This is a genomic window from Gilliamella sp. Fer1-1 (genome assembly GCF_001690825.1).
In the GTDB taxonomy this organism is placed as follows: Bacteria; Pseudomonadota; Gammaproteobacteria; order Enterobacterales; family Orbaceae; genus Gilliamella; species Gilliamella apicola_C.
In genome coordinates, this window is sequence record NZ_LZGX01000042.1 from 22,943 (window position 1) to 44,166 (window position 21,224).

A 21,224-nucleotide genomic window follows, 5' to 3' on the forward strand; every position below is an offset into this window, starting at 1 on the left:
TTATTTTTGATTGTTCAACTGTTTTGCTTCATCATTTATTTGTGCTATTTTGTTTGCCATCTTCGTGTAGCATTGTTCCATTAATGCTCTAGCATCTTCTTTGCATAGATTTTTGGTTTCAATTGGTTCTAGCATTTCAACAATCATATGGCCATTATTTAAACGGTTTAATTTAATGTCATTGGTTTGCGATACACAAATTGGCACAATTGGTACACCAGCAGCAATTGCTGCTTTAAATGCACCTGTTTTAAATGGCAATAGTCCTCGACCACGGCTACGAGTGCCTTCAGGAAACATCCAGATAGATATACCGCGTTTCTTAATTTCATTGACGACTTTTCCGATTGTATTGCGCGCTTTTGATTTATTGTCCCGATCAATAAGAATATTGCCTGTAAGATAGTAAAGTTGCCCAAAAAAAGGAATCCAAGCTAAGCTTTTTTTACCTACGGTAACCGTTTTGGGCTGTAGTACATTAGCGGCTACAATTACATCGTAATTATCTTGATGATTAGCGATATATACGCAACTACCTAATTTATCAATATCCGGATAGATGCGAGTATCAACTTTTATGCCCATTATGGGTTTAAAGACAAACCCAAACAAATGAGCAAATCTTGCTACATTTTTGGGATTTCTTGGGTTAAGTAGGCAAAAAATGATGCCTAAGACACAAATGATAATACCAATTATTACAACGCTAATTAAGCGAAAAAGAAATACCATAATTTACCTCATAAGTTGACTTGGCGTATTATATACATAATCTGAGTTAATATACAGTTTGTTAAAAATAGTTATTCAAGGAGGTTTATGCATAAATCGACTATTATTTGGGATGAAAATCAGATACCTGTTTCTACTTATTTTGATGATGTATATTTTAATACACAAGGCGCAATTGATGAAACAACGTATGTATTTATAGATGGTAATAATTTACAGCAACGCTTTGTTGAGCATAACAAAGATACCTTTGTTGTTGGCGAAACAGGCTTTGGCTCTGGATTGAGCTTTTTGATCTTATGGCAATCTTTTTTGCATTTTAGGCGTCATAATCCAGAACATATACTTAAATACCTTACTTTTTTTAGTATCGAAAAATACCCACTATCGTTAGATGAATTAATAAAGGTTCATGATAGTGTGATTTCTAAAAATAAAACACTATTTTTGTTAGCTAAGCGTCTTCAAAACGGTTTAATTAACTCTTATTGCCAGTTTGATAACGTCAGTTTAGCGATTTGTTATGCTGATATCAGCCATTTTTCGACATTTTTAACTAAACAAAAGGTATTAGTTGATGCTTGGTTTTTTGATGGGTTTTCGCCAGCAAAAAATCCAGATATGTGGACAGAATCCTTATTTAAAGATTGTTATGCATTAACTGCCTTAAATGGTTCATTTGCCACTTTTACTGCGGCTGGATTTGTGCGACGAAATTTGCTTAATGCAGGATTTAACGTGCTTAAACGTAAAGGTTATGGGGTTAAGCGTGAAATGTTAATTGGTTATAAAGATAAGTAGCCTTGCCAAGGAGTTTGGCAAGGCAAAATGGTTATTCAAATTTTATTCAGCTTAAAAATCAAATTGATAAATTAGATCTAATGTTTGCGCTAAGCTTGATGTAGCCTCTAAATAGAGGCTCGGCATTAAACGATAACGTAAAGTAAATGTAGCTAATGAATCAAATATACCAACGCCATATTTGAGTTGTAAATTAGGTAATATATAACCGCTAACCACAACTTTAGAGCTATTGCCTGCGCCTTGTGTATCAAGTGTTAGATTTTTGATACCAAATAGGTTACCGATATCGCCAACATATTTACCTGTTTTTGCTGTGCCAATACCAACTAGCAGTGCTGTCATCATATCGCTATCGCTTTGCTCTGTGCTATCAAGCCCTTGACCGCGAATTATGTAGGAAAGGGCTTCTTGTTGTGACATAGCTGGGTCTGAGAATATTTCAATTTTAGGTGATTGAGACGATCCAGTAACGCGAATTCCCGCCATGATATTGCTATTATCCATTGATTCAGGATTGCGTATAGCTTCAATATCAAGCCTAGCTTGATCTGCCGATCCTGAGAATGTGATAATGCCTTTATGAATAATTAAATCTTGCCCATAGGCGTGGAACCGACCTGTTGGTATCAACACTTCTCCATGCAGATCAAGTCCTTTATTGGTTTGTGTCGCAATCAGATTACCTTTAAGAGAGGCATTTAACCCAAATGCATCAACAGTGACTTTATCTCCAATATTGATCTCAAGATGGCTAAAGATGTTCATGCCAAATTTTTGTGGTTTAATTTCTTTTCGATTTGTATCAAGCATGACTTCATCAGGAGATACATCAATGCTTGATGGCGGAAGTGATTCAACCGTTATTTTCCCTTTTGGTATGTTAACTTTGCCTAATAATGTTAATTCGTCTTGTGTCGCATTGATTTTAATATCTGGAACAATGGTCATAACAATCATTGGCGGCACCGAAACTTCCATAGCAGCTCCATTCACGGTTAACGAAGCTTGCCATTTGTCAAAGGTATTCCAGTTGGCATTACCATTAATATTAACATTGCCTGCTTGCGTAGTTAACATACCTTTTAATGTGGATGATTTCCCATTGAAATTGATATCAACTTTGGCTGATTTAACATCAATGGGTAATTGACTTGACTTTATTTCGCTATGTTTTAAGCCAATACTTCCAGTTAGTAACGGATCATTTAGTGAACCAGAAAATTTAACCGTACCATTAATAGCGCCTTTAGCATAATCTTTGCTATCCAATAACGGATTAATAATTGCCAAAGCTAATTGATTGATATTTAATTGACCACTTAATTTTTTTTGTTTTACTGGATCAGTGATAATAAGGTTACCATTGATTTTTCCTAGCTTATTTAAACTAAAATGCCAATCGAGTTTGGCTTGTTGCTCATTAAACTCAGCCTCTATTTTAAAAAGATCGAAAGGTAGAGGCAGCGCTTTTGAGGTAAGCATTTGTTGAATATAAACATCAGAGCTAGTTATATTGGCTTTGATTGATGGTAGCATACTATCATGATTAAATTGTATGATGACTTTACCATTAACATTACCTGCAAGTTTGGTTTCACCATCGGTTGGTATGGGCAATTTAGACAGATTAATCTCTTTTAAGGTAATGCTTGTATTGGTATTATTAGTTAATGATAATTGTTTATCAAGACAAATACTTGACTGATTATTATTCCAACAGTGGGCATTAATACTGGGCACTTGATGGGCTACATCATAAGATAAGTCCACTGATTTAGTGAGTTGCCAATTGTTATTATTGCCTAAGTGTAGTAGGGCATGAGGAATCGTTCCGTTCCATTTTGTACGCGCTTTATTCAGTTTTCCTATTAACGAAGTTTTTAATGATGCTGGTTCACCATCAATATCAACCGTTAAAGTATGAAGGTTTTCACTGCCAGATAGTTCAATATTGGCTTTTTTGATTGTTTGACCAGGTAGCTCTATTGTTTGAGCCGTTAACTTCATGTTGCCACTGGCTTGGTTTTTATATTCCACTTTGCCAGTAACATTGGCTTTAGCTATTTTTATTGTATCGAAAGATAGTGAATTAATGGTTAAATTCGTGTCTACGATTGCATTATCAGATGTGCCATTGAGTTTTATATTTCCAGCAATAGATCCTTGCATACCATCAACTAATAGCGGTAATGATTCAAGATTCAATTTTGCTAACAAGTTGCCTTTATCGTTCGCTCCATTTAAATCTATCTGATTTTTACCCCATTTAATCACAAGATTATTAGCAGAGATTTTATTTTCTAAATTACTAGACATGCTACCAGATGCGAAAAAATCAGCATGATTAATATTACCTTTTAACTGCAAATCGGATAAATTTACTATCCATTTACCCTCTTCAAGCTTACCAGTTGTTTTTAATAGACCATTTAATCGAATAGGATAACTTGGTAGCTCGTTAGTGAGATCGACATTATTTAGCTTTAGGCTTGTATTCCATTGTAATGCTTGTAGCCAACTTATGTTTCCCGCTACATTAATTTCCCCATGCGGTAATTTTATGTTGGCACGCTCTATCATTGCGTCTTGGTTGGTTCCTGTGCCCACAATCTCAAACTTGGTATTGGCTAGTTCTTGTCCCTTTATATTGCCTTTGGCTGACAGTTGATATTGTTTTACATTACCCTTTATTGATGTTGAAAAATCATCTAGCTGGTATTGTGCTGATCCCTCAATTGGCCATTGGATGTGCTTACCTTCAAGTTGAGCCATTATAGGCAAGTATTTTTCAATAAAATTAAGGTGCCCACTCATAGCCATTTGATTTAAACCACTCATCTTTATATTAGCTAATAGTTCGCCAAGCAATTTTCCTGAAAACTGAGCATTTAATTGGTTTTGTTCAGTATTCGCTTTAATTAATGCTAGTACAGGCCAGTTATCGTGTAATGTAATTTCGCCCGAGGCAAAAGTATGTCCATTGGCATAAGGGGTGCTAGCATCAAATTCCACTTGTTTTACAATAATGTGACTATTGACAATATCGGTTTGAATAGCAACGTTATTAAATCGATAATCTTGTCCACCAATATGTAATAACCAATGATTACCAGTTAAACTTGTGACATTAATATCTAATGGAATATTAACTTGGGGCAATGAATCAATTAGCGGTTGATTAAAAATCTCGGTAATTTTTTCATTAAGTGCAATGTCTTTGTCTGTTGTTGTTACGGTTTGATTTGTCAGTGTTTTATCCGCAAAAATAGCACTTAGATCTGTTGCAACAGCAGGGTAAACATAAATCTGATGATTCACCCATGTGGCTTTTCCTGTAAAGTCTGACATGCCAAATTGCATATCATCAACAATAACATTGACATCCGTTAGGTGGGTATGTTTAAGATCTATCGGTAATGGTGTTTTGAGCTTGAAGAGGTTTTCTTCATTAGGTTCACTTGCTGGCTCACTTGATTCACTTGGCGAACTGTCAATTTGTTCGGTATTAATGGAAACTTTTACCCCATTGGCATTAAATTGATCTACACACACTTCTGTTTTTAATAAGCAAAGCCCAGAAAGTGACAATGAAGCCTCATTGACTTGAACATTAACACCAGGTAATTCAAGGGAAAATCCTTGTATATGTAGATCATGAAACGTACCCTCAACTTGGGCAATTTTTAGCTCGGGTAAAAATTTATTTAAAACATAAGTGGTTAGTTTGACACCTAAACTTGTGTAGATAAGTAGAATAGTAAAAACAGTGAGAAAAACGATAACTGATAAAATAGCAACGCTTCGTTTTTTCCATTTACGTATCCTTTTTAATTTTTTTACTTTTTTAATTCTAGCCGTGTTTTTATTCATTTATAATTCGCTTCCTAAACCAATATATAGGTGAATAGAGCCGCTTTTTGGGTTAAGTGGTGTTGCTAAATCGACTTTTATTGGCCCAACTGGTGAAGCCCAGCGAATGCCGATTCCTGTACCTGTATAGAATTTAGTTCTATCAACTTTGTCAATAGCTTCTCCTGTATCAACAAATGCGGCTCCCCACCATGAGCCAGATAAATTATATTGATATTCAAGTGAACCAGTGATAAGTTTTGAGGCCCCTTTTAACTTGCCTTTTTTATCTTCGGGTGAAATAGATTGATAACTATAACCTCGAATACTACGTTCACCACCAGCAAAAAATCTAAATGACGGTGGAACACGGTCAAAATTGCTAGCTTGTATAATGCCGAAATTCCCGCGAGCTATAAATCGATGGGATTTTTGTAACGAGCGAATCCATGTGTGTTGTGCTTGAAAGCGCACCAGATTAATATCAGAGCCTAATGATTCACCAGCAGCCTCAAGTGAATAACGTTGAGAATCTCCCCACATTGTTAATAAATTACCGTCAGAACGAATTCTAGATAAACTAAGTGATGGATAATATAAAAATGTTCTAAAGCTGGCATCGCCTTGGGTAAAGTCATCACGTAATACATTAAAACCTAAAGCGGTTTGCCAACCATAAAAATTATCCCAGTTGCGTAAAACGCCAAATGTATAAGATTGTGAGTAGGTATCATTATTATCAATCTTTTTATAACCACCTTGAATGGTGTAATACTGTTCAAGCGGTGATTTTTTTAAAGGAATTTTATAACTCATCGTAACCAATTGTTCTGGCGAGGATAGCGATAAATTACTTTGAAAACTCTGCCCACGGCTATTGATCCATGGTTTGTTCCAGCCAATTTTTCCGTGCACACCGTTATCTGTTGAAAATCCTAATCCAAGATCCATATTATTTTTCTTTCTAGGCGATGTATCGACATCAATTGGGAGTATTTTACCTTCTGTTAAATGAGGAAAGTCAGGCACAACTACAACTGAGTTAAACCAGTTTGTTGAGGTAAGGCGCCTATTTAATAATGACAACTGCTCTGCTGTATATTCTTCACCCTCTTTAAATGGCACAATATTAGCTAAATAATCTTTACGGATTTTAGCATTATGAAAAGTGACTTTACCAAATCGATAACGTTTACCTGTTGTATAATCAATATTCCAAAAAGCTTGATGTTCAGACAGCAAAACTGCTAACTGATGCTTGGGCATATTGGCATCAAAGTAACCTTTTTTTAGTGATAAATCTTGCAGGTTTTTCTTAAATGATTCATAAACACCATGATTTAATATATCACCGATTTTGGGTAAGTTGTTTTTTTGTAAATATTCAAAATCGGGATCGTGTTGACCTTCACCAGTAATATTCACATTGAGTTGCTTAACGAGCACAGGCTCGCCTGGCGATATATTGACAACAAGAACTTTAGGATTTTGTGCGTTATACTCGAAAGTCGGCGAATAATAACCTAATGCACGAAGCGATTTTTGCACTTCATTTTCAAAATAACGCTTAAAATTGGGTGTATCATCAATTTTATTGGGGGCGATTAATGATATACGAGCATCGACATTGTCAGCAAGTTCATCTGATAATCCCTTAATTGATAACTTCATATCAGCATAACTTGATGTAGCGCATATCACTAAAAGCAAGCCTAATGACCAAGAAAATCGTGACACATACACCTCGATATTTGTTAAGATTCAAGTAATTTTATATGTCCAATATAAGGCAAATGGCGGTAATGTTGTGCATAATCGATACCATAGCCAACCACAAACTCATCAGGAATGGAAAATCCAATATATTTTACGGGTACAGCTACTTCACGACGTGACGGTTTATCTAATAACGTACAAATTTCAATGCTACGAGGATGACGTAATTTTAAAATCGCCATCACCTTACTAAGCGTATTACCGGTATCAATAATATCTTCGATAACCAACACATCTTTATCACGGATATCTTCATCTAAATCCTTTAATATTTTGACGTCCCGATTACTTACCACCGCATTACCATAACTTGATGCTGTCATAAAATCGACTTCGTGTCCAACGGTAATGGCTCGGCTTAAATCTGCCATAAAGATAAATGAACCACGTAAAAGTCCAACTAAGATTAGCTCATTTTGACTATGTTGATAATCTTTACTGATTTGTTGACCTAACTCAATTACTCGTTTTTGGATATCACCTGATGATATCATCATGCTTAATTCGTGTTTTTTCATTAATAATGCTCAAGTTAATTTTCAAAAAAATTTAATTAGATTCTAGCAATTTTCCTTGATAAAAAGAATAAGCAAACTTACTTTTTATCAAACTAAGATAAGAATGAATTTTAATATTTTATACTGAAATGCTTAGTTACCTAAAACCGTCTGACCACTCTCTTTAACTTTCTTTTTTTGTAAACGCCGTTTTTTAAAAAAATCACTTAAAATAGTACTACATTCATTAGCTAGCACTCCGCCAGTAACTTCAGCATAGTGATTGATACTTGGATAAGCAAGAATATCAATAAAAGAACCTGCGGCGCCAGTTTTGTAATCACTTGCACCATAAACAACACGTTTAATACGACTATGAATAATGGCACCAGCACACATAATACAAGGCTCAAGCGTGACATAAAGAGTTGTATTGATTAGGCGGTAGTTAGTTAAAAGTTTTCCTGCTTGCTCGATAGCCATAATTTCAGCATGAGCCGTAGGATTATGTTTACTTATGGGTTGATTATAGCCTTCGCCCATAATTTGATTATATTCATTAACAATTACCGCACCTACAGGTATTTCGCCTATAGATTCGGCATGTTTAGCAAGCATTAATGCATGTTGCATCCAATATTCATCTAACATTTTACGACTATAGGTTATTGAGATTTAACACATCACGCATGTCATATAAACCAACGGGTTGTGTGGCAAGCCATAGTGCTGCACGCACGGCACCATTGGCAAAGGTCATTCTACTCGACGCTTTATGGCTAATTTCAACCCGTTCGCCAATGTCTGCAAAGATAGCAGTATGTTCGCCAACAATATCACCTGCTCGAATAGTAGCAAATCCAATAGCGCCTTGTGGTCTTTCGCCAGTATGACCTTCACGACAATAAACAGCACGATCGTTTAAATTGCAATTAAGTGCATCGGCAATCGCTTCGCCCATGGCTAATGCGGTGCCTGATGGTGCATCGACTTTATGGCGGTGATGGGCTTCAATGATTTCAATATCAGTATAATTACCCATGATCTTGGTTGCTTTTTCTAATAGTTTTAGCACTAGGTTAACGCCAACACTAAAGTTTGCAGCAAAAACAATAGCAATTTTTTTTGCTGCATCGGCAATTGCTTGTTTACCTGCCTCATCAAAACCGGTGGTGCCAATAATCATCATTTTTTTATTTTCGACACAAAATGCTAAGTGAGTCAGCGTGCCTTCTGGGCGGGTGAAATCAATCAATACATCAAACTGCTCTTTTGCTTGTTGTAAATTATCAGTAACTTTAATGCCACAAATACCGATTCCAGCCAGTTCACCTGCATCACTACCAAGCAACGATGAGCCTTCGCGCTCAAATGCTGCACCTAAAGTCACGCCTTCGATTTGTGCAACGGCTTGGATGAGCTGTCGTCCCATTTTTCCGCCGGCACCCGCAATTGCGATACGAATCATATTTGTTGACATATAACTTTCCTTAACTTTTTATGGCTATAGATAAATAAATATTATAGCGGAAAATAAGCAACTTATACATAATGTCAAATTGAAATACTACAAATTTCGAGCGCTTTTTATTTAAAAAGAGGTGAAAATTATGATGCGATCTCCTTGGTATTTTGGTTGGAATATTGTTATTGCAGCCTCGCTTTTAACGTTGCTTTCTAGCGGATTAAGGATGAGCATGGGCGTATTTTTTCTTCCTATTGCAAACGATCTTGGTTTTAGTCGCAGCGTACTTTCTGGCATTATTGCTATTGGTATGCTTTTTTCGGGTATCGCCACGCCAATAGCGGGATATTTAGAGAGTAAATATGGCACTCGCTTTGTGCTCATATTAGGATCAATCATTATTATTGCCTCAACGGTTTGGTCTGCGAACTCTCATGATTATTGGAACTTTTTCTTGTCTTTTGGTATTGCGTTATCTTTTGGTACTTCTTTTGTCGGTTCTGTCAGCTTTACGCCTATTGTGGCGCGTTGGTTTATCAAACGAAGAGGGTTAGCATTATTTATTCTATCAACAGGCAGTATGGCTGGCATGGCGGTGATGTTACCTGTTTTTGCTTTCTTCATTCCAATTTATGGTTGGCAAACCACACTAGTTGCGTTTGCGGTGATCTTCATGATTATGGCATTGCCTATTGCCTTTTTTATTATGAAAGATAATCAATCTGAAATTGCAACACCGAATATAGATCCTGTTATCAATCAAAAAACAGATGATAGCATCAAACTTATGGACGTATTAAAAACACGTCCATTTTGGCAGCTAAGCTTTGGGCTTTTTACCTGTGGTTTTAGTATGAATTTATTAGGAACACATGGAGTTCCAATGCTCGTTGATCACGGCTTTGATTCAATCACCAGTTCTAACGTTATTGGTTTAATTGGTTTAGTCGCTATTTTTAGCACTCTAGTGTTAGGGTATCTTTCTGATATAGTGCAACGAAAAAATATTTTAATGATGGTCTATTTAATCCGAGGATTAGGTTTTATTGCTCTTGTTTTAGCATCAAGCAAATGGCAGCTTTTTACTATAGCAGCAGTAGGAGGGCTGGTTTGGGCGGGTGCATTGTCATTATCGGGCATAATTACCGCTGATATTTATGGAGTAAAGCTTGTCGGATTACTTTCTGGATTAACCTATTTTTTTCATCAAGTGGGCGCAATGATTGGCTCATGGCTTGGTGGATGGGCTTATGATAATTTACATACCCACTTAGTTGCCTTTGGTACGGCTAGCATCTTATTGTTGATGGCGGCTGTGACTGCTTATTTCCTTCCTAAACAATTACCGCTTGTCGCAAAACACGCAAAATAATAGTTTAAAACAAATGGACGCCAAATTGCGTCCATACCTATCTATAAAATTTTTAGATAACTTTTATAAAACTTTTAATAGTTCAACATCAAAAATTAATGCGCTGTATGGTGGAATTGATGCGCCAGCACCTTGAGCACCATAGGCTAATTCTTGAGGAATATATAAACGCCATTTCGACCCTTCAGGCATAAGTTGTAGCGCTTCTACCCATCCTTTAATTACACCATTAACTGGGAACTCGGCAGGTTGACCACGCTCTACAGAGCTATCAAATACCGTGCCATCAATTAATTGCCCAGTATAATGAACTTGAACGCGATCGGTCGCTTTAGGTAAAGCGCCGTCGCCTTGTTTAATGATTTCATACTGTAGACCAGATTCAGTTGATTTAATGCCATCTTTTTCAATGTTTTTAGCAAGAAACTCTTTACCTGCTTGAGCAATTTTTTCGGCTTGTTTGGCTTTTTCTTTTGTTGCTTGTTCATGTATATGGCGTAATGCATCATGTAGTTCTTGTAAAGGCAGGGCAGGAGGGTTACCCGCTAAAACATCTTCCATTGCAAGTTTTAATGCATTAAGCTCTAAATTGTTTAATCCTGAGTCTTTTAATTGTTGACCAATTTGTAATCCAATAGCATAACTTGCTTTTTGCTCTGTTGTCTCTAATTTCATTTTTTACCTTTTATTATTTAAAATAATGTTTATTGTGACGCTATTAAGTTGGTTGATACCACGACAAAAGTCAAGCAATAATTCGCATGATGGTTTGATAATAGCTTAGCTTATTAGCTAATTGTGAAAGAATTTATCAATTTGGCTAGCACTTAGATAAAATATCAGCGATAATATAAATTATAATTTTTTTATGGATAATGTTAGATGCTGTTTCGTAAATTTACCGCCTTTGCAATTGTAGCAAGTGTTTTATTAACGGGATGTTCAGTTGTTGAACGTTGGGTATATAGACCAGATATCAACCAAGGCAATTATGTAACACCAGATGCTATTGAGCTATTACAAGTTGGTCAAAGCAAAGAACAGGTTGTCTTTATTATGGGCTCACCAATGTTAACTTCTGTTTTTGGTGATAACATTTGGTATTATATTTTCCGCCAGCAACCACAACATGGTGGCGTTAGCCAAAGAAATTTTGCTATCTATTTTGATGAAATGGGCATAGTAAAAGATATCAAAACCACCGAATTAGCCGGTTCTAAATCATTAGAAGAGATGAACAAACAAGGTATATCCGATCCAATTGATGTCAAATCTGATGATGAGAATTTGACCCCTGAATCTTAAAAAAATAAAAGCCTCGTTAATAAATAACGAGGTTTTTTGATTTATACTATTTATACATAAAAAAATGACAATTTTAATTATTAATACTAGCCATTACTTAAAAAAGAAAGAATAGCGATAATAATTGAAACGATAGATATAATTAGAAAATATTTCCAATAGCCATAAAGATTTTCAAGAGCAAAGACCCCTAACCTATTAATTATCCGCTTTTTCTAGCTCTTTTCTGCTTTTTGTCTCTGCATGTCGATTTAATCTACTAGATCTTTGACATGTCCCATTCTCAGTTTGTTTGCCGTTGATCTAGTTTTCATACCGAGGTTTTGTTCTGCTATTTAAAATAGAGGTATTGTTGGTGTGTTAAATTTACCGATTAATAAAAACACGGTGTTTATTCTAATACTCCACTTTAAATCTTTAAACTTTAATAAACAACATAAAAAGTGTATTATTAATAAAAATTAATAAACAAGACAGGGAATCCTTATGTTGAAAAAATTAATATTAACCGCAATGTTATTCTCTACTGCTGCACACGCTAAATTTATTCATCCAATGGACTTTGATGGTTCAGAAGCGCAAAAGGAAGAAGTTATGGAATATATTAGGGATAATGTTAAAAAAGACTATTGTGGTAAATTAGATATGTGCCAAGCATCAAATTTAAGAATGATGGAACGAGAAAATTTAAATGCATTTAAAAAAGCGACTCAAGCAAAAAATAGAAAAATAATGGATCGAGTGATCCGCGATTATTGTAATAGTGGTCTAGATATGTGTAGCTATATCAATATACAAATGATGTATGAAGAAAATAATCAAGCCGACAATGAGACATTATCTTGGTAGATGATTCTTTTTGTTTGTGTTGTTCCTGATTTTAAAGAGCTCGATATTCTCATATGTTACGTTTATATAAAACACGGGCTCAATATCAATTTTCATAATTGAGTTAAATATACGTAATAGAGGTTGATTAGTTACCACTCACTAAAAAATTTTACTAATTTTGATAAAAAAGTAACCTTGGCATTTGTTAGCTGGTTAGATAAATATTTGCTATATATCAAGTTCCTATACCTTATATGCGCCAAGATACCTAAAAATAGTTTGCATGTTCACAAGCCCAATTAAAATTTTTCGTAGTTTCCAAGCTTTATCAGCATCTTTATATGCTTTCTTCGCTTCCAGAGAATTGACAATTTCTTTTTTTTATTTTTCTTATGCTGTGTTTAGTCATTTTCTATCACCTCTTTTGGGTTGATAGCAGCAGGTTTAGTTCTTGATATCACTAGACATTCTACAATATTCAATGATGTGATGGGCATTTAGAACAGATAATTGCATACTTACAATGTCATTATTGATGAAAATTTACATAACATATTGTTTTTAATAATGTCCAGAATTGCGCTATTTCCGATAATTGGTTTGTAACCCATACTTTTACTATTTGTTGCTTGCTAAATACTTTTGGCTGATGATTAATTATCTTGGCTTTTTTATTTCAACGATGCACGATAGTGAGGTGTTTCGTCTGCACGAACTTGTTCCCTATGATATAATAAGCCATCGTTTTTATCTTATTTAGTTTTTTCCGATATGCTGGGAACTTGAGTGATTCCCGATAATGGAAAAATATAGCAAAGAGCAAAAATAATATTGATTTAAATTCAACAAAAGCGTTATAAACACGGATATATCAATGAATTCAACCCTTAACAAATTTTCCATTGCCCCTATGCTGGATTGGACCGATAAACATTGTCGTTATTTTCATCGAATTTTAACTAAGCAAACATTACTGTATACCGAAATGGTAACAACAGGGGCAATTTTATTCGGTAAAGGCGATTATTTAGCGTTTAATCATGAAGAGCATCCAGTCTGTTTACAATTAGGCGGGAGTGATCCAAAAGCGTTAGCGCAATGTGCAAAATTAGCACAAGAGCGTGGTTATGACGAAATCAATTTAAATGTGGGTTGTCCATCCGATCGTGTACAAAATGGCATGTTTGGTGCTTGTTTAATGGGAAAAGCTGATTTAGTCGCAGACTGTGTTGCACAAATGCAAGATCAGGTTGATATTCCAGTCACAGTAAAAACCCGAATTGGCATTGATGATTTTGATAGCTATGCTTTTTTGTGCCAGTTTATTGAAAAGGTGATGCCTTATACTAATACATTCATTGTACATGCGCGTAAAGCTTGGTTATCGGGATTAAGTCCTAAAGAGAATCGTGAAGTGCCACCGCTTGACTACGACCGTGTTTATAAGCTCAAACAAGATTATCCTCATTTAACCATAGCTATCAACGGTGGTATAAAAACAATGGATGAAATAAAACACCACTTACAATATGTTGATGGCGTAATGGTAGGGCGAGAAGCATATCAAAACCCTTGGTTATTGACTGAAATCGATTCGAAAATTTTTGGTGAAAAGCCCTCTGTCATCGACCCGATATCGGCTATTCGTGCTCTTTATCCTTACATTGAACAGCAGTTAGCACAAGGTGCTCAGCTTAACCACATTATGCGTCACACTTTAGGCCTCTTTAATGGGTGTAAAGGTGCAAGACAATGGCGACGTTATCTTAGCGAAAATGCGCACAAAAAAGGAGCTGGAGTCGATGTGGTAGAACAAGCTTTAATGTTTATAGAATAGTTTTTATCGAATAGTTTTTATAGAATTGTTTTCCTAAAATTGTCATTATATTCGCTTATAATGACAACAATTGCACGCAGTTAGTGTATCGTTATATACTAGCCCACAATTTTTCTAATGGTTTTTATCTAGTGCGTTTAAATTCAAGTCAACAAAAAGCGGTCGAATATGTTTCAGGTCCTTGCCTTGTTTTAGCGGGGGCAGGATCAGGAAAGACGCGGGTTATCATCAATAAAATTGCCTATTTAATTCGGGTGAAAGAATATTTACCCCGTCATATTGTCGCTGTAACTTTTACTAATAAAGCAGCACGTGAAATGAAAGAACGTATTGCCCAATCGCTTAGTAAACAAGAGGCCAGAGGGCTGAAAATTTCCACATTTCATACTCTAGGATTAGATATTATTCGCCGAGAGTACAAGCATTTAGGTATAAAATCTAACTTTTCATTATTTGATGATCATGATCAAATAGCGCTACTTAAAGAGCTGACTCATCAATGGTTAGAGGGTGATAAGGATCTGATAAATCAGTTACGTGCAACAATCTCAAATTGGAAAAATGATATTGTTGACTCAACTCTTGCTATGGCCCGAGCGCAAACCAACAAAGAAAAACTATTTGCCCATTGTTACCAGCTTTATGAAAAACAGCTAAAAGCATGCAGTATTTTAGACTTTGATGATCTGATTTTAATGCCCACACTGCTATTAAAAAATAACGAACAAGTGCGGGAAAAGTGGCAAAATAAAGTGCGTTATTTATTGGTTGATGAATATCAAGATACCAATACAAGCCAATATGAATTTATCAAATTGCTAGTTGGTAACCGAGCTAAATTTACCGTTGTGGGTGATGACGATCAATCTATCTATTCTTGGCGTGGCGCAAGACCCAAAAATTTAGTATTACTCAAACAAGACTTCCCCCATTTAGAAGTGATTAAACTAGAACAAAATTACCGATCATCAGGTCGAATTTTAAAAGTAGCAAATATTTTAATCGAAAATAACCCACATATTTTTGAAAAAAAACTGTTTTCCGAACTGGGTTATGGTGACGTATTAAAAGTTATTTCTGCCGATAGTGAAGAGCACGAAGCCGAAAAAGTGATTAATGACCTTATTGGTCATCGTTTTGCTAATAACAGCCAATATGGTCAATATGCCATATTATATCGTGGCAATCATCAGGCAAGACTGATTGAAAAAATGTTAATGCAATACCGAGTACCATATCGAATCTCTGGTGGTACATCGTTTTTTTCGCGAATTGAAATTAAGGACTTGATGGCCTATTTGCGTTTATTAACTAATCCTGATGATGATAATGCCTTTATTCGCATCATTAACACACCCAAACGAGAAATAGGTCCTGCAACCATTCAAAAACTGGGCGAATGGGCTAATCAGCGAGGAGTGAGTTTATACCAAGCAAGCCATGATATGGGCTTGACCGAGTTTTTATCTGGCAAACGCATGGAATCATTACAAGTTTTCATTCACTGGTTCGATACACTTATTCAAAAAACACATACAGAACCCATGAATGCTATTTATGAACTACTGCATGGCATTCATTATGAAAGTTGGATTTACGAGACATCCGCATCACCAGCAGCAGGGCAAATGCGCATGCGCAATGTTGAACAGTTGATTAGTTGGTTAAATGATATGTTACAAGGTGATGATATTGATGAAGCAATGACGCTTGAGCAAGCAGTTGCCAGATTTACCCTGCGTGATATGTTAGAACGTAACGAGACTGAAGAAGAGCTCGATCAGGTTCAACTCATGACATTGCATGCCTCTAAAGGATTGGAATTTCCATATGTTTATTTGATCGGCATGTCTGAAGGCTTATTACCCCACCAAACCAGTATTGATGAAGATAATATCGAAGAAGAACGCCGTTTAGCCTATGTCGGTATTACTCGAGCACAACGTGAACTCACCTTCTCATTTAGTCGGCAACGAAAACAATTTGGCGAAACACTGCAAGTTGAACCGAGCCGATTTTTATTAGAGCTACCACAAGACGACTTAGCCTGGCAAGATCAGCGTAATGCATTATCACCCGAAAAAAAAATGCAACAAGGCCAAAGTCGGTTAGCGATGTTAAAGGCGCAAATAGCCAAAGCGAAATAATCAACGGTCAATAATTAAAATTAAATAACTAAATAATTAAAAATCCTTGTTATCTAAGGAACAATAAACGATAAAGTTTATCATTACAGCTATTTTAATTTTTACCTGCTGCTTTGCCAATGCGACAGAGTTAAAGTCTAAAACTTATAACCTGCGATTTTTTATCTTGCTTAAAAAATTTCAAGCCGAAAAAAACTTACCAAGGCTTGATACAGTAACAGGGAAAGAAATACTCAGTCAATTTACTGATCCTAAACTTATTGCGGATTTGTCAAAAGATAAGCTAGAAGAACAACTGAATATCACCAATTATATTAATTGGTTAGTTGAAACCTATTTAACTTTTTCACTCAATGAATTAAACACGATAACGGAGCAAGATTTCACTAATAATCTAAAACGATTCCAACCCGAAGTTATTTTATTAAGTAATTTTAATATAGAATATTTTGCTGCAATATCGCCATATGTTAATCAATTTTATGAAGAATTGCCAGATTCGGAAAAAAGGGCGCTAACACTACTTAGCGTTAACGCCATGCAATCTGAAATGCTAAAATATTATGCAGGCTGATTAATGTGGATGAACTTACCAGATTGTTTAACCGACCAATCTAAACTGAAAATCGTCACGATGCTAGCAAAATTTGCTGAAAATTATGCAAAATATATACCTGAATCAGAAAAGACCAAAATTATCGAAAATGCCGAAAATTTGATGACCAAACAACATCAATTTAAATCACAGTTATCACATATTATCGAAGTAATGAAAAAGAACCAATGTGAAACATTATGCCAAATAACCCCGCGAAATGAGAACAATATTTATATAAATTAGATAATTAAAACAAAAGGTTATTAATGAATAATAGGATAAATAATTTTTAAAGATACGATATGTTTTGGAATATAAAAAATTAATCCTAAGTAATGATATTCGTTACCATGATCAAAATAATAAAAACTCAATTGGTGATATTTTGTTAATCTAATATAATAAACAATTAAAAATCATTGACGGATAGAAATAGCTTTATATAATACACATCGTCTAATCAACAAATCCTATCTAAGTCTCCTTAGCTCAGCTGGATAGAGCAACGGCCTTCTAAGCCGTAGGTCACAGGTTCGAATCCTGTAGGGGACGCCATTTAATTATTAAAAAAATCAATAAATTACGCTATACTTTAAAATCTAAAGGAAATCTCACTGCTTAAGTTAGGCTAAAACGCTTATACTGTTATTTTTATTAATGTCGCTTATTATGTAATAGTCTTTATGCTTACCCATTTCAATGATCAACAGTTGGCTATTTGGCAGTGAAACCAGTCGAGTAAAACCCGAAAGTAGTACAGCGATTTCCTAATACTATTCCACCAGAACAACAGTAAATCCAGCAAACGGTAAATGAAAGGATTTATCGATCAGGTGAAAGACATCAAGTGGTTTATCTGATGAAGATTGGTATAAATTAACTCGACTATTATTTTGTTGCTAATTATATGAGAGAAAAAATACAGTTAATTGAACCAGCGCGATTGATTGTTAAAAGAAATACGATGTATATAATTACAAATCATCTTACTACAAGCAGGAATAGATTATTGCCAATTATTCGGCATAACCGACTAAAAATCAGTCAGAAAACGCATTGATTTTATTTAAGTTTTTTGATTGTTTGTTGCGCCGGTAGTGGCGTGATAGCATCAGAAGCCGAAGACCCGAACAAAAACCACCTTGATATAGGCACAATCAGCTTTAGTGATATCAAAAACAAAGCCGAATTTAACGTCAGCCATATCTTGGTCAGTGGAGGCACAGGTGGCGCGAGCGCTCAAATGGCGTACCATAACAGTGAAAAAGACTCAAGCATTACCCATTTAGCGATAGAGCAAGGTCAACTCATCATCCGCAATCAGGACAAACAACAACAGGATATCAACGCATTAAGCCAAGATACCGAGAATGCGAACCACACGCTAAAACCGATTTTTGTAATGGCACAACTTGCTCAATAGAAGTGAAAAATTATAATATAGAAAAATATTCTGATAATCTGATTAATACTATTTCTAAACAAGCCATTGAACGACAAAGACATTTACCAAATGGTATGCGACAAGATGTTGTGATAGATGTTAGAGGGCAGATTTAACGCCAGCGTTAGAGTTCAAAATTAGACAAGGAATCGTTCGAAAATCTAACGCGATCATTAAGCGAGAACAAATTACGTTTAAAAAAAAATAAGGAGTAAATGAATAATGTCAGAAGATACTGGTTTTTGTGGGGGAAGTTCCATATTTGCTCTAGGTACAGACAGTGATATGAAATTATTTTTTGATTGTATTTCATATTATCTGCTGCCGAAATATCCTAAAGAAGATTGGTCTATTTTAACAGACCGTTTATATCGTCGATATTTAAAATTAGAAGAGTTAGATACGGCTGAATCTTTAATGAAATTGGTCGAGGAAGAGTTTAAACAGTTAGATAGAGATGCCATTGATTGGGGTCCTATTTTATCAGGTAAAGCCAAAAGTGATTTGGACAGAACAAAATCAACTTTATATGATATTTTTGATGATTACTTTTATGCATTTCATCAGTGTGTTGAATCCGCCAAGATGAATCATGAATGGTTTAAATCAGAACCCGATTATAAGTATGAGCCAGTAATGGTATGCATGGCTCAAGTGCCTTATGTTGTTGATTATGGATATATACCTTTATCTGTTTTTGATAACTTAGGAGCAGATGAAAAGCCGATTTGGTGGACAGGAAAAATTCCTAAATAGCGAATATTTTTTTTGATTTATTGGTTTTCAGCTTTGTCAAGATATCGCTGAGCTGAAACCAACATCTCATAAAAAGGCAAGAAACAATCTAAAACAAGCCCAAAAATAACCAATATCAAATCAAAATGGTATAGATTCCTGAATTATTTTTACAAAACTAAACGCCTAAGTTAAAAAACAAGATAGCCGAACCACAAGGCAACTCAGGCTTAGCGGGTGGTGCAGGCGCAGTAAGTGGCGAACTTGCCGCAGAAGTTATCATCAAACAGCTTTATGATGGCAAAGACATCAAAGACCTCACCGAAGCAGAAAAACAAAACATCAGCGCATTATCGCAACTAGCAACAGGCCTTGCAGCGGCCAGTATGGGAGGGGATGTGGGTGATGTCGGTGCTTCGATAGCTGCGAGTAAGAATGCGGTTGAGAATAACTTCGCAGCAGTTGTAGTTAGAGCTGGAGGGATGATTTGCGTAAGAATTTCGGTTTGCGCAAACTATGTTGCTGGAACAGGTTTAGCTGCATTATTAGGTATATCTGTGGTTAATAGCCTTAGTGAGAATGATAAAACTAATGCTATTAATGCGATTAGAAGTGGTGATTCATTTGCTATAGCTAGTTTGACTGAAGAACAAATAGATTTTCTAAATAAAAATAAAAATGATTTTCTTATCGCTGATTTTGCAGACAGAATACCGCTAATTCATGGGCAAGAAAGTAATTCAAGTACTTCACAAAACAACGGCGTTGATGGCTCTTCAGACAGTAATAATATTGCTGGCTCTGGAAGTGTTGTCGCTGGAGGAGCCCCAGGATTACCGCCTGATGATGACGATGATAAATCCAAAGTAGATAATAAGTCAAAGTCGTCTAGTGGTAACCAACAAAATCGTAAAGATATTAATAATTCTTGGGATAAAGGCACATTTGATTCTCCAGAAAAATCATTAAAATATCATTTTGATAAGCATGGTAAAGAAGTTGGTGCTTTAACCCCTGATGAATATTTACATAAAGCTAGAGTGTTTTCCCAGAATCTAAAAGGTGCTAAAAAAGTAAAAATTAATTCACCGACTCCGGGTGTTATTAGGTATTACAAAAATGGGCGATATATTGATAAACTAGGTGATAAAATTATCTCATTTGGTAAACAATAAAGGAAATTAAATATGTGGCATGATTTAATTATTGATAATGTAGTAAAAATTGAAAAAAGTGTTGCTGAATTTGTTATTTGGATGCCCATTTTACCGTACGCAAAAATGAAAATTAAAATTTATGAAAGTTCCTCAAGGCGATACACAGGTATGACTGATTTGGCTATAAAGCGTAAATTTGATAGATATCCAGAGAATGGTTTAGGAAGTGGTGATACGGTTGAAGAGGCTTTAAAAAATACTTTGAAAAATTTTAATGCAATGTTAACAGAAGATGGCTTTGAAGAGTTAACGCCTGAAGATATTGAATACTCGGAATGGTCTGATTTTTAGACCCCACCCTATATTTTGTGTTTTTTCCAGTTAGAGGTGGCAGTTAATCCTGTCACCAAATTTTTATAATTCTTCATGGCACAAAATCAAATCCAACCAAAACAAACCAAACAAAACGGTATAGACTCCTGAATTATTTTTACAAAACGAAGTTTTAACTATCCTCTAACTTCCGCTTTAAAGGCAATGTCATTACCAATTAAACACATTCCCAAAATTCCAAAAAAGTGAGGAGCGGTGTTTTTGAAAGCTTAAAATCACAAAAAACAACAGCCTCGCCGAAAAAGAAAAATTCAACCTCAGCGCACTATCCTAACTAGCTAC

The 21,224-nt window shown here is 35.4% G+C and carries 19 protein-coding genes and 1 tRNA gene; 13 read left to right on the forward strand and 7 right to left on the reverse strand.

Annotation, left to right across the window (positions count from 1 at the left end):
* Nucleotides 1-732: a 1-acylglycerol-3-phosphate O-acyltransferase gene (locus A9G28_RS06085; RefSeq protein WP_065567264.1), complete on the reverse strand. Its 732-nt coding sequence runs from the start codon at nucleotides 730-732 to the stop codon at nucleotides 1-3.
* A gap of 87 nt (nucleotides 733-819) precedes the next feature.
* Here A9G28_RS06085 and mnmD point away from each other — a divergent pair, with 87 nt between their 5' ends.
* Complete coding sequence (gene mnmD, locus A9G28_RS06090; RefSeq protein ID WP_065580082.1) at nucleotides 820-1,533, forward strand: tRNA (5-methylaminomethyl-2-thiouridine)(34)-methyltransferase MnmD; 714 nt, start codon at nucleotides 820-822, stop codon at nucleotides 1,531-1,533.
* A gap of 51 nt (nucleotides 1,534-1,584) precedes the next feature.
* Here mnmD and tamB read toward each other — a convergent pair whose 3' ends face one another.
* The 5 genes from tamB to dapB all read right to left on the reverse strand — a co-directional run bounded on the left by tamB (nucleotide 1,585) and on the right by dapB (nucleotide 9,138).
* Nucleotides 1,585-5,406 (reverse strand): autotransporter assembly complex protein TamB, encoded by a 3,822-nt coding sequence (gene tamB / locus A9G28_RS06095; protein WP_065580083.1) that lies wholly within the window; start codon nucleotides 5,404-5,406, stop codon nucleotides 1,585-1,587.
* Nucleotides 5,407-7,122: an autotransporter assembly complex protein TamA gene (gene tamA / locus A9G28_RS06100; protein WP_065580084.1), complete on the reverse strand. Its 1,716-nt coding sequence runs from the start codon at nucleotides 7,120-7,122 to the stop codon at nucleotides 5,407-5,409. It abuts the gene before it with no gap.
* Between the two features lie 17 nt (nucleotides 7,123-7,139).
* The gene (gene hpt / locus A9G28_RS06105; protein WP_065580085.1) at nucleotides 7,140-7,679 is read right to left on the reverse strand and encodes a hypoxanthine phosphoribosyltransferase; all 540 of its coding nucleotides are present in this window, start codon (nucleotides 7,677-7,679) and stop codon (nucleotides 7,140-7,142) included.
* 132 nt (nucleotides 7,680-7,811) lie between these two features.
* Nucleotides 7,812-8,309, reverse strand: coding sequence for a tRNA adenosine(34) deaminase TadA (gene tadA, locus A9G28_RS06110; protein ID WP_065580086.1), 498 nt, complete (start codon nucleotides 8,307-8,309; stop codon nucleotides 7,812-7,814).
* Between the two features lie 7 nt (nucleotides 8,310-8,316).
* A complete protein-coding gene (gene dapB / locus A9G28_RS06115) occupies nucleotides 8,317-9,138 on the reverse strand; it encodes a 4-hydroxy-tetrahydrodipicolinate reductase (protein ID WP_065580087.1) in 822 nt (273 codons plus the stop codon).
* Nucleotides 9,139-9,268: 130 nt separating this feature from the next.
* On the opposite strand from dapB, the gene A9G28_RS06120 reads away from it, so the two are divergent.
* Nucleotides 9,269-10,495: an MFS transporter gene (locus tag A9G28_RS06120; RefSeq protein ID WP_065580088.1), complete on the forward strand. Its 1,227-nt coding sequence runs from the start codon at nucleotides 9,269-9,271 to the stop codon at nucleotides 10,493-10,495.
* Between the two features lie 63 nt (nucleotides 10,496-10,558).
* Here A9G28_RS06120 and A9G28_RS06125 read toward each other — a convergent pair whose 3' ends face one another.
* Nucleotides 10,559-11,170 carry an FKBP-type peptidyl-prolyl cis-trans isomerase gene (locus A9G28_RS06125; RefSeq protein ID WP_065567272.1) on the reverse strand — a complete coding sequence of 204 codons (612 nt, stop codon included), beginning with the start codon at nucleotides 11,168-11,170 and terminating at the stop codon, nucleotides 10,559-10,561.
* 207 nt (nucleotides 11,171-11,377) lie between these two features.
* Between A9G28_RS06125 and bamE the strand changes: the two genes are divergently transcribed.
* The 11 genes from bamE (at nucleotide 11,378) to A9G28_RS06180 (ending at nucleotide 20,900) form a co-directional block, all read left to right on the forward strand.
* Nucleotides 11,378-11,800, forward strand: a complete 423-nt coding sequence (gene bamE / locus A9G28_RS06130) for an outer membrane protein assembly factor BamE (protein WP_065580089.1) — start codon at nucleotides 11,378-11,380, stop codon at nucleotides 11,798-11,800.
* 486 nt (nucleotides 11,801-12,286) lie between these two features.
* A complete protein-coding gene (locus A9G28_RS06135) occupies nucleotides 12,287-12,649 on the forward strand; it encodes a hypothetical protein (protein WP_065580090.1) in 363 nt (120 codons plus the stop codon).
* 856 nt (nucleotides 12,650-13,505) lie between these two features.
* Entirely contained in the window at nucleotides 13,506-14,468 is a 963-nt protein-coding gene (dusA, locus tag A9G28_RS06140) for a tRNA dihydrouridine(20/20a) synthase DusA (RefSeq protein ID WP_065567275.1), read from the forward strand.
* A gap of 131 nt (nucleotides 14,469-14,599) precedes the next feature.
* A complete protein-coding gene (rep, locus tag A9G28_RS06145) occupies nucleotides 14,600-16,615 on the forward strand; it encodes a DNA helicase Rep (protein ID WP_065580091.1) in 2,016 nt (671 codons plus the stop codon).
* 166 nt (nucleotides 16,616-16,781) lie between these two features.
* Nucleotides 16,782-17,189 carry a hypothetical protein gene (locus A9G28_RS06150; RefSeq protein WP_065580092.1) on the forward strand — a complete coding sequence of 136 codons (408 nt, stop codon included), beginning with the start codon at nucleotides 16,782-16,784 and terminating at the stop codon, nucleotides 17,187-17,189.
* A gap of 9 nt (nucleotides 17,190-17,198) precedes the next feature.
* Nucleotides 17,199-17,456 carry a hypothetical protein gene (locus tag A9G28_RS06155; RefSeq protein ID WP_141674696.1) on the forward strand — a complete coding sequence of 86 codons (258 nt, stop codon included), beginning with the start codon at nucleotides 17,199-17,201 and terminating at the stop codon, nucleotides 17,454-17,456.
* Nucleotides 17,457-17,691: 235 nt separating this feature from the next.
* Nucleotides 17,692-17,768, forward strand: a tRNA-Arg gene (locus A9G28_RS06160).
* Between the two features lie 547 nt (nucleotides 17,769-18,315).
* Nucleotides 18,316-18,636: a hypothetical protein gene (locus A9G28_RS06165; protein ID WP_141674697.1), complete on the forward strand. Its 321-nt coding sequence runs from the start codon at nucleotides 18,316-18,318 to the stop codon at nucleotides 18,634-18,636.
* 243 nt (nucleotides 18,637-18,879) lie between these two features.
* Nucleotides 18,880-19,413, forward strand: a complete 534-nt coding sequence (locus A9G28_RS06170; protein WP_065580095.1) for a hypothetical protein — start codon at nucleotides 18,880-18,882, stop codon at nucleotides 19,411-19,413.
* A 287-nt stretch (nucleotides 19,414-19,700) separates the two neighbouring features.
* On the forward strand, nucleotides 19,701-20,567 hold the full coding sequence (locus A9G28_RS06175; RefSeq protein WP_255307555.1) for a VENN motif pre-toxin domain-containing protein: 867 nt from the start codon (nucleotides 19,701-19,703) through the stop codon (nucleotides 20,565-20,567).
* Between the two features lie 12 nt (nucleotides 20,568-20,579).
* The gene (locus A9G28_RS06180) at nucleotides 20,580-20,900 is read left to right on the forward strand and encodes a hypothetical protein (protein WP_065580097.1); all 321 of its coding nucleotides are present in this window, start codon (nucleotides 20,580-20,582) and stop codon (nucleotides 20,898-20,900) included.
* Nucleotides 20,901-21,224 lie beyond the last annotated feature (324 nt).

Bases quoted from the DNA above. Each gene is read 5' to 3' on its own strand.
- A9G28_RS06085 (WP_065567264.1), bottom strand. From the start codon at position 732: ATGGTATTTCTTTTTCGCTTAATTAGCGTTGTAATAATTGGTATTATC.
- mnmD (WP_065580082.1), top strand. From the start codon at position 820: ATGCATAAATCGACTATTATTTGGGATGAAAATCAGATACCTGTTTCT.
- tamB (WP_065580083.1), bottom strand. From the start codon at position 5,406: ATGAATAAAAACACGGCTAGAATTAAAAAAGTAAAAAAATTAAAAAGG.
- hpt (WP_065580085.1), bottom strand. From the start codon at position 7,679: ATGAAAAAACACGAATTAAGCATGATGATATCATCAGGTGATATCCAA.
- tadA (WP_065580086.1), bottom strand. From the start codon at position 8,309: ATGTTAGATGAATATTGGATGCAACATGCATTAATGCTTGCTAAACAT.
- dapB (WP_065580087.1), bottom strand. From the start codon at position 9,138: ATGTCAACAAATATGATTCGTATCGCAATTGCGGGTGCCGGCGGAAAA.
- A9G28_RS06120 (WP_065580088.1), top strand. From the start codon at position 9,269: ATGATGCGATCTCCTTGGTATTTTGGTTGGAATATTGTTATTGCAGCC.
- A9G28_RS06125 (WP_065567272.1), bottom strand. From the start codon at position 11,170: ATGAAATTAGAGACAACAGAGCAAAAAGCAAGTTATGCTATTGGATTA.
- bamE (WP_065580089.1), top strand. From the start codon at position 11,378: ATGCTGTTTCGTAAATTTACCGCCTTTGCAATTGTAGCAAGTGTTTTA.
- A9G28_RS06135 (WP_065580090.1), top strand. From the start codon at position 12,287: ATGTTGAAAAAATTAATATTAACCGCAATGTTATTCTCTACTGCTGCA.
- dusA (WP_065567275.1), top strand. From the start codon at position 13,506: ATGAATTCAACCCTTAACAAATTTTCCATTGCCCCTATGCTGGATTGG.
- A9G28_RS06155 (WP_141674696.1), top strand. From the start codon at position 17,199: ATGAACTTACCAGATTGTTTAACCGACCAATCTAAACTGAAAATCGTC.
- A9G28_RS06170 (WP_065580095.1), top strand. From the start codon at position 18,880: ATGTCAGAAGATACTGGTTTTTGTGGGGGAAGTTCCATATTTGCTCTA.
- A9G28_RS06180 (WP_065580097.1), top strand. From the start codon at position 20,580: ATGTGGCATGATTTAATTATTGATAATGTAGTAAAAATTGAAAAAAGT.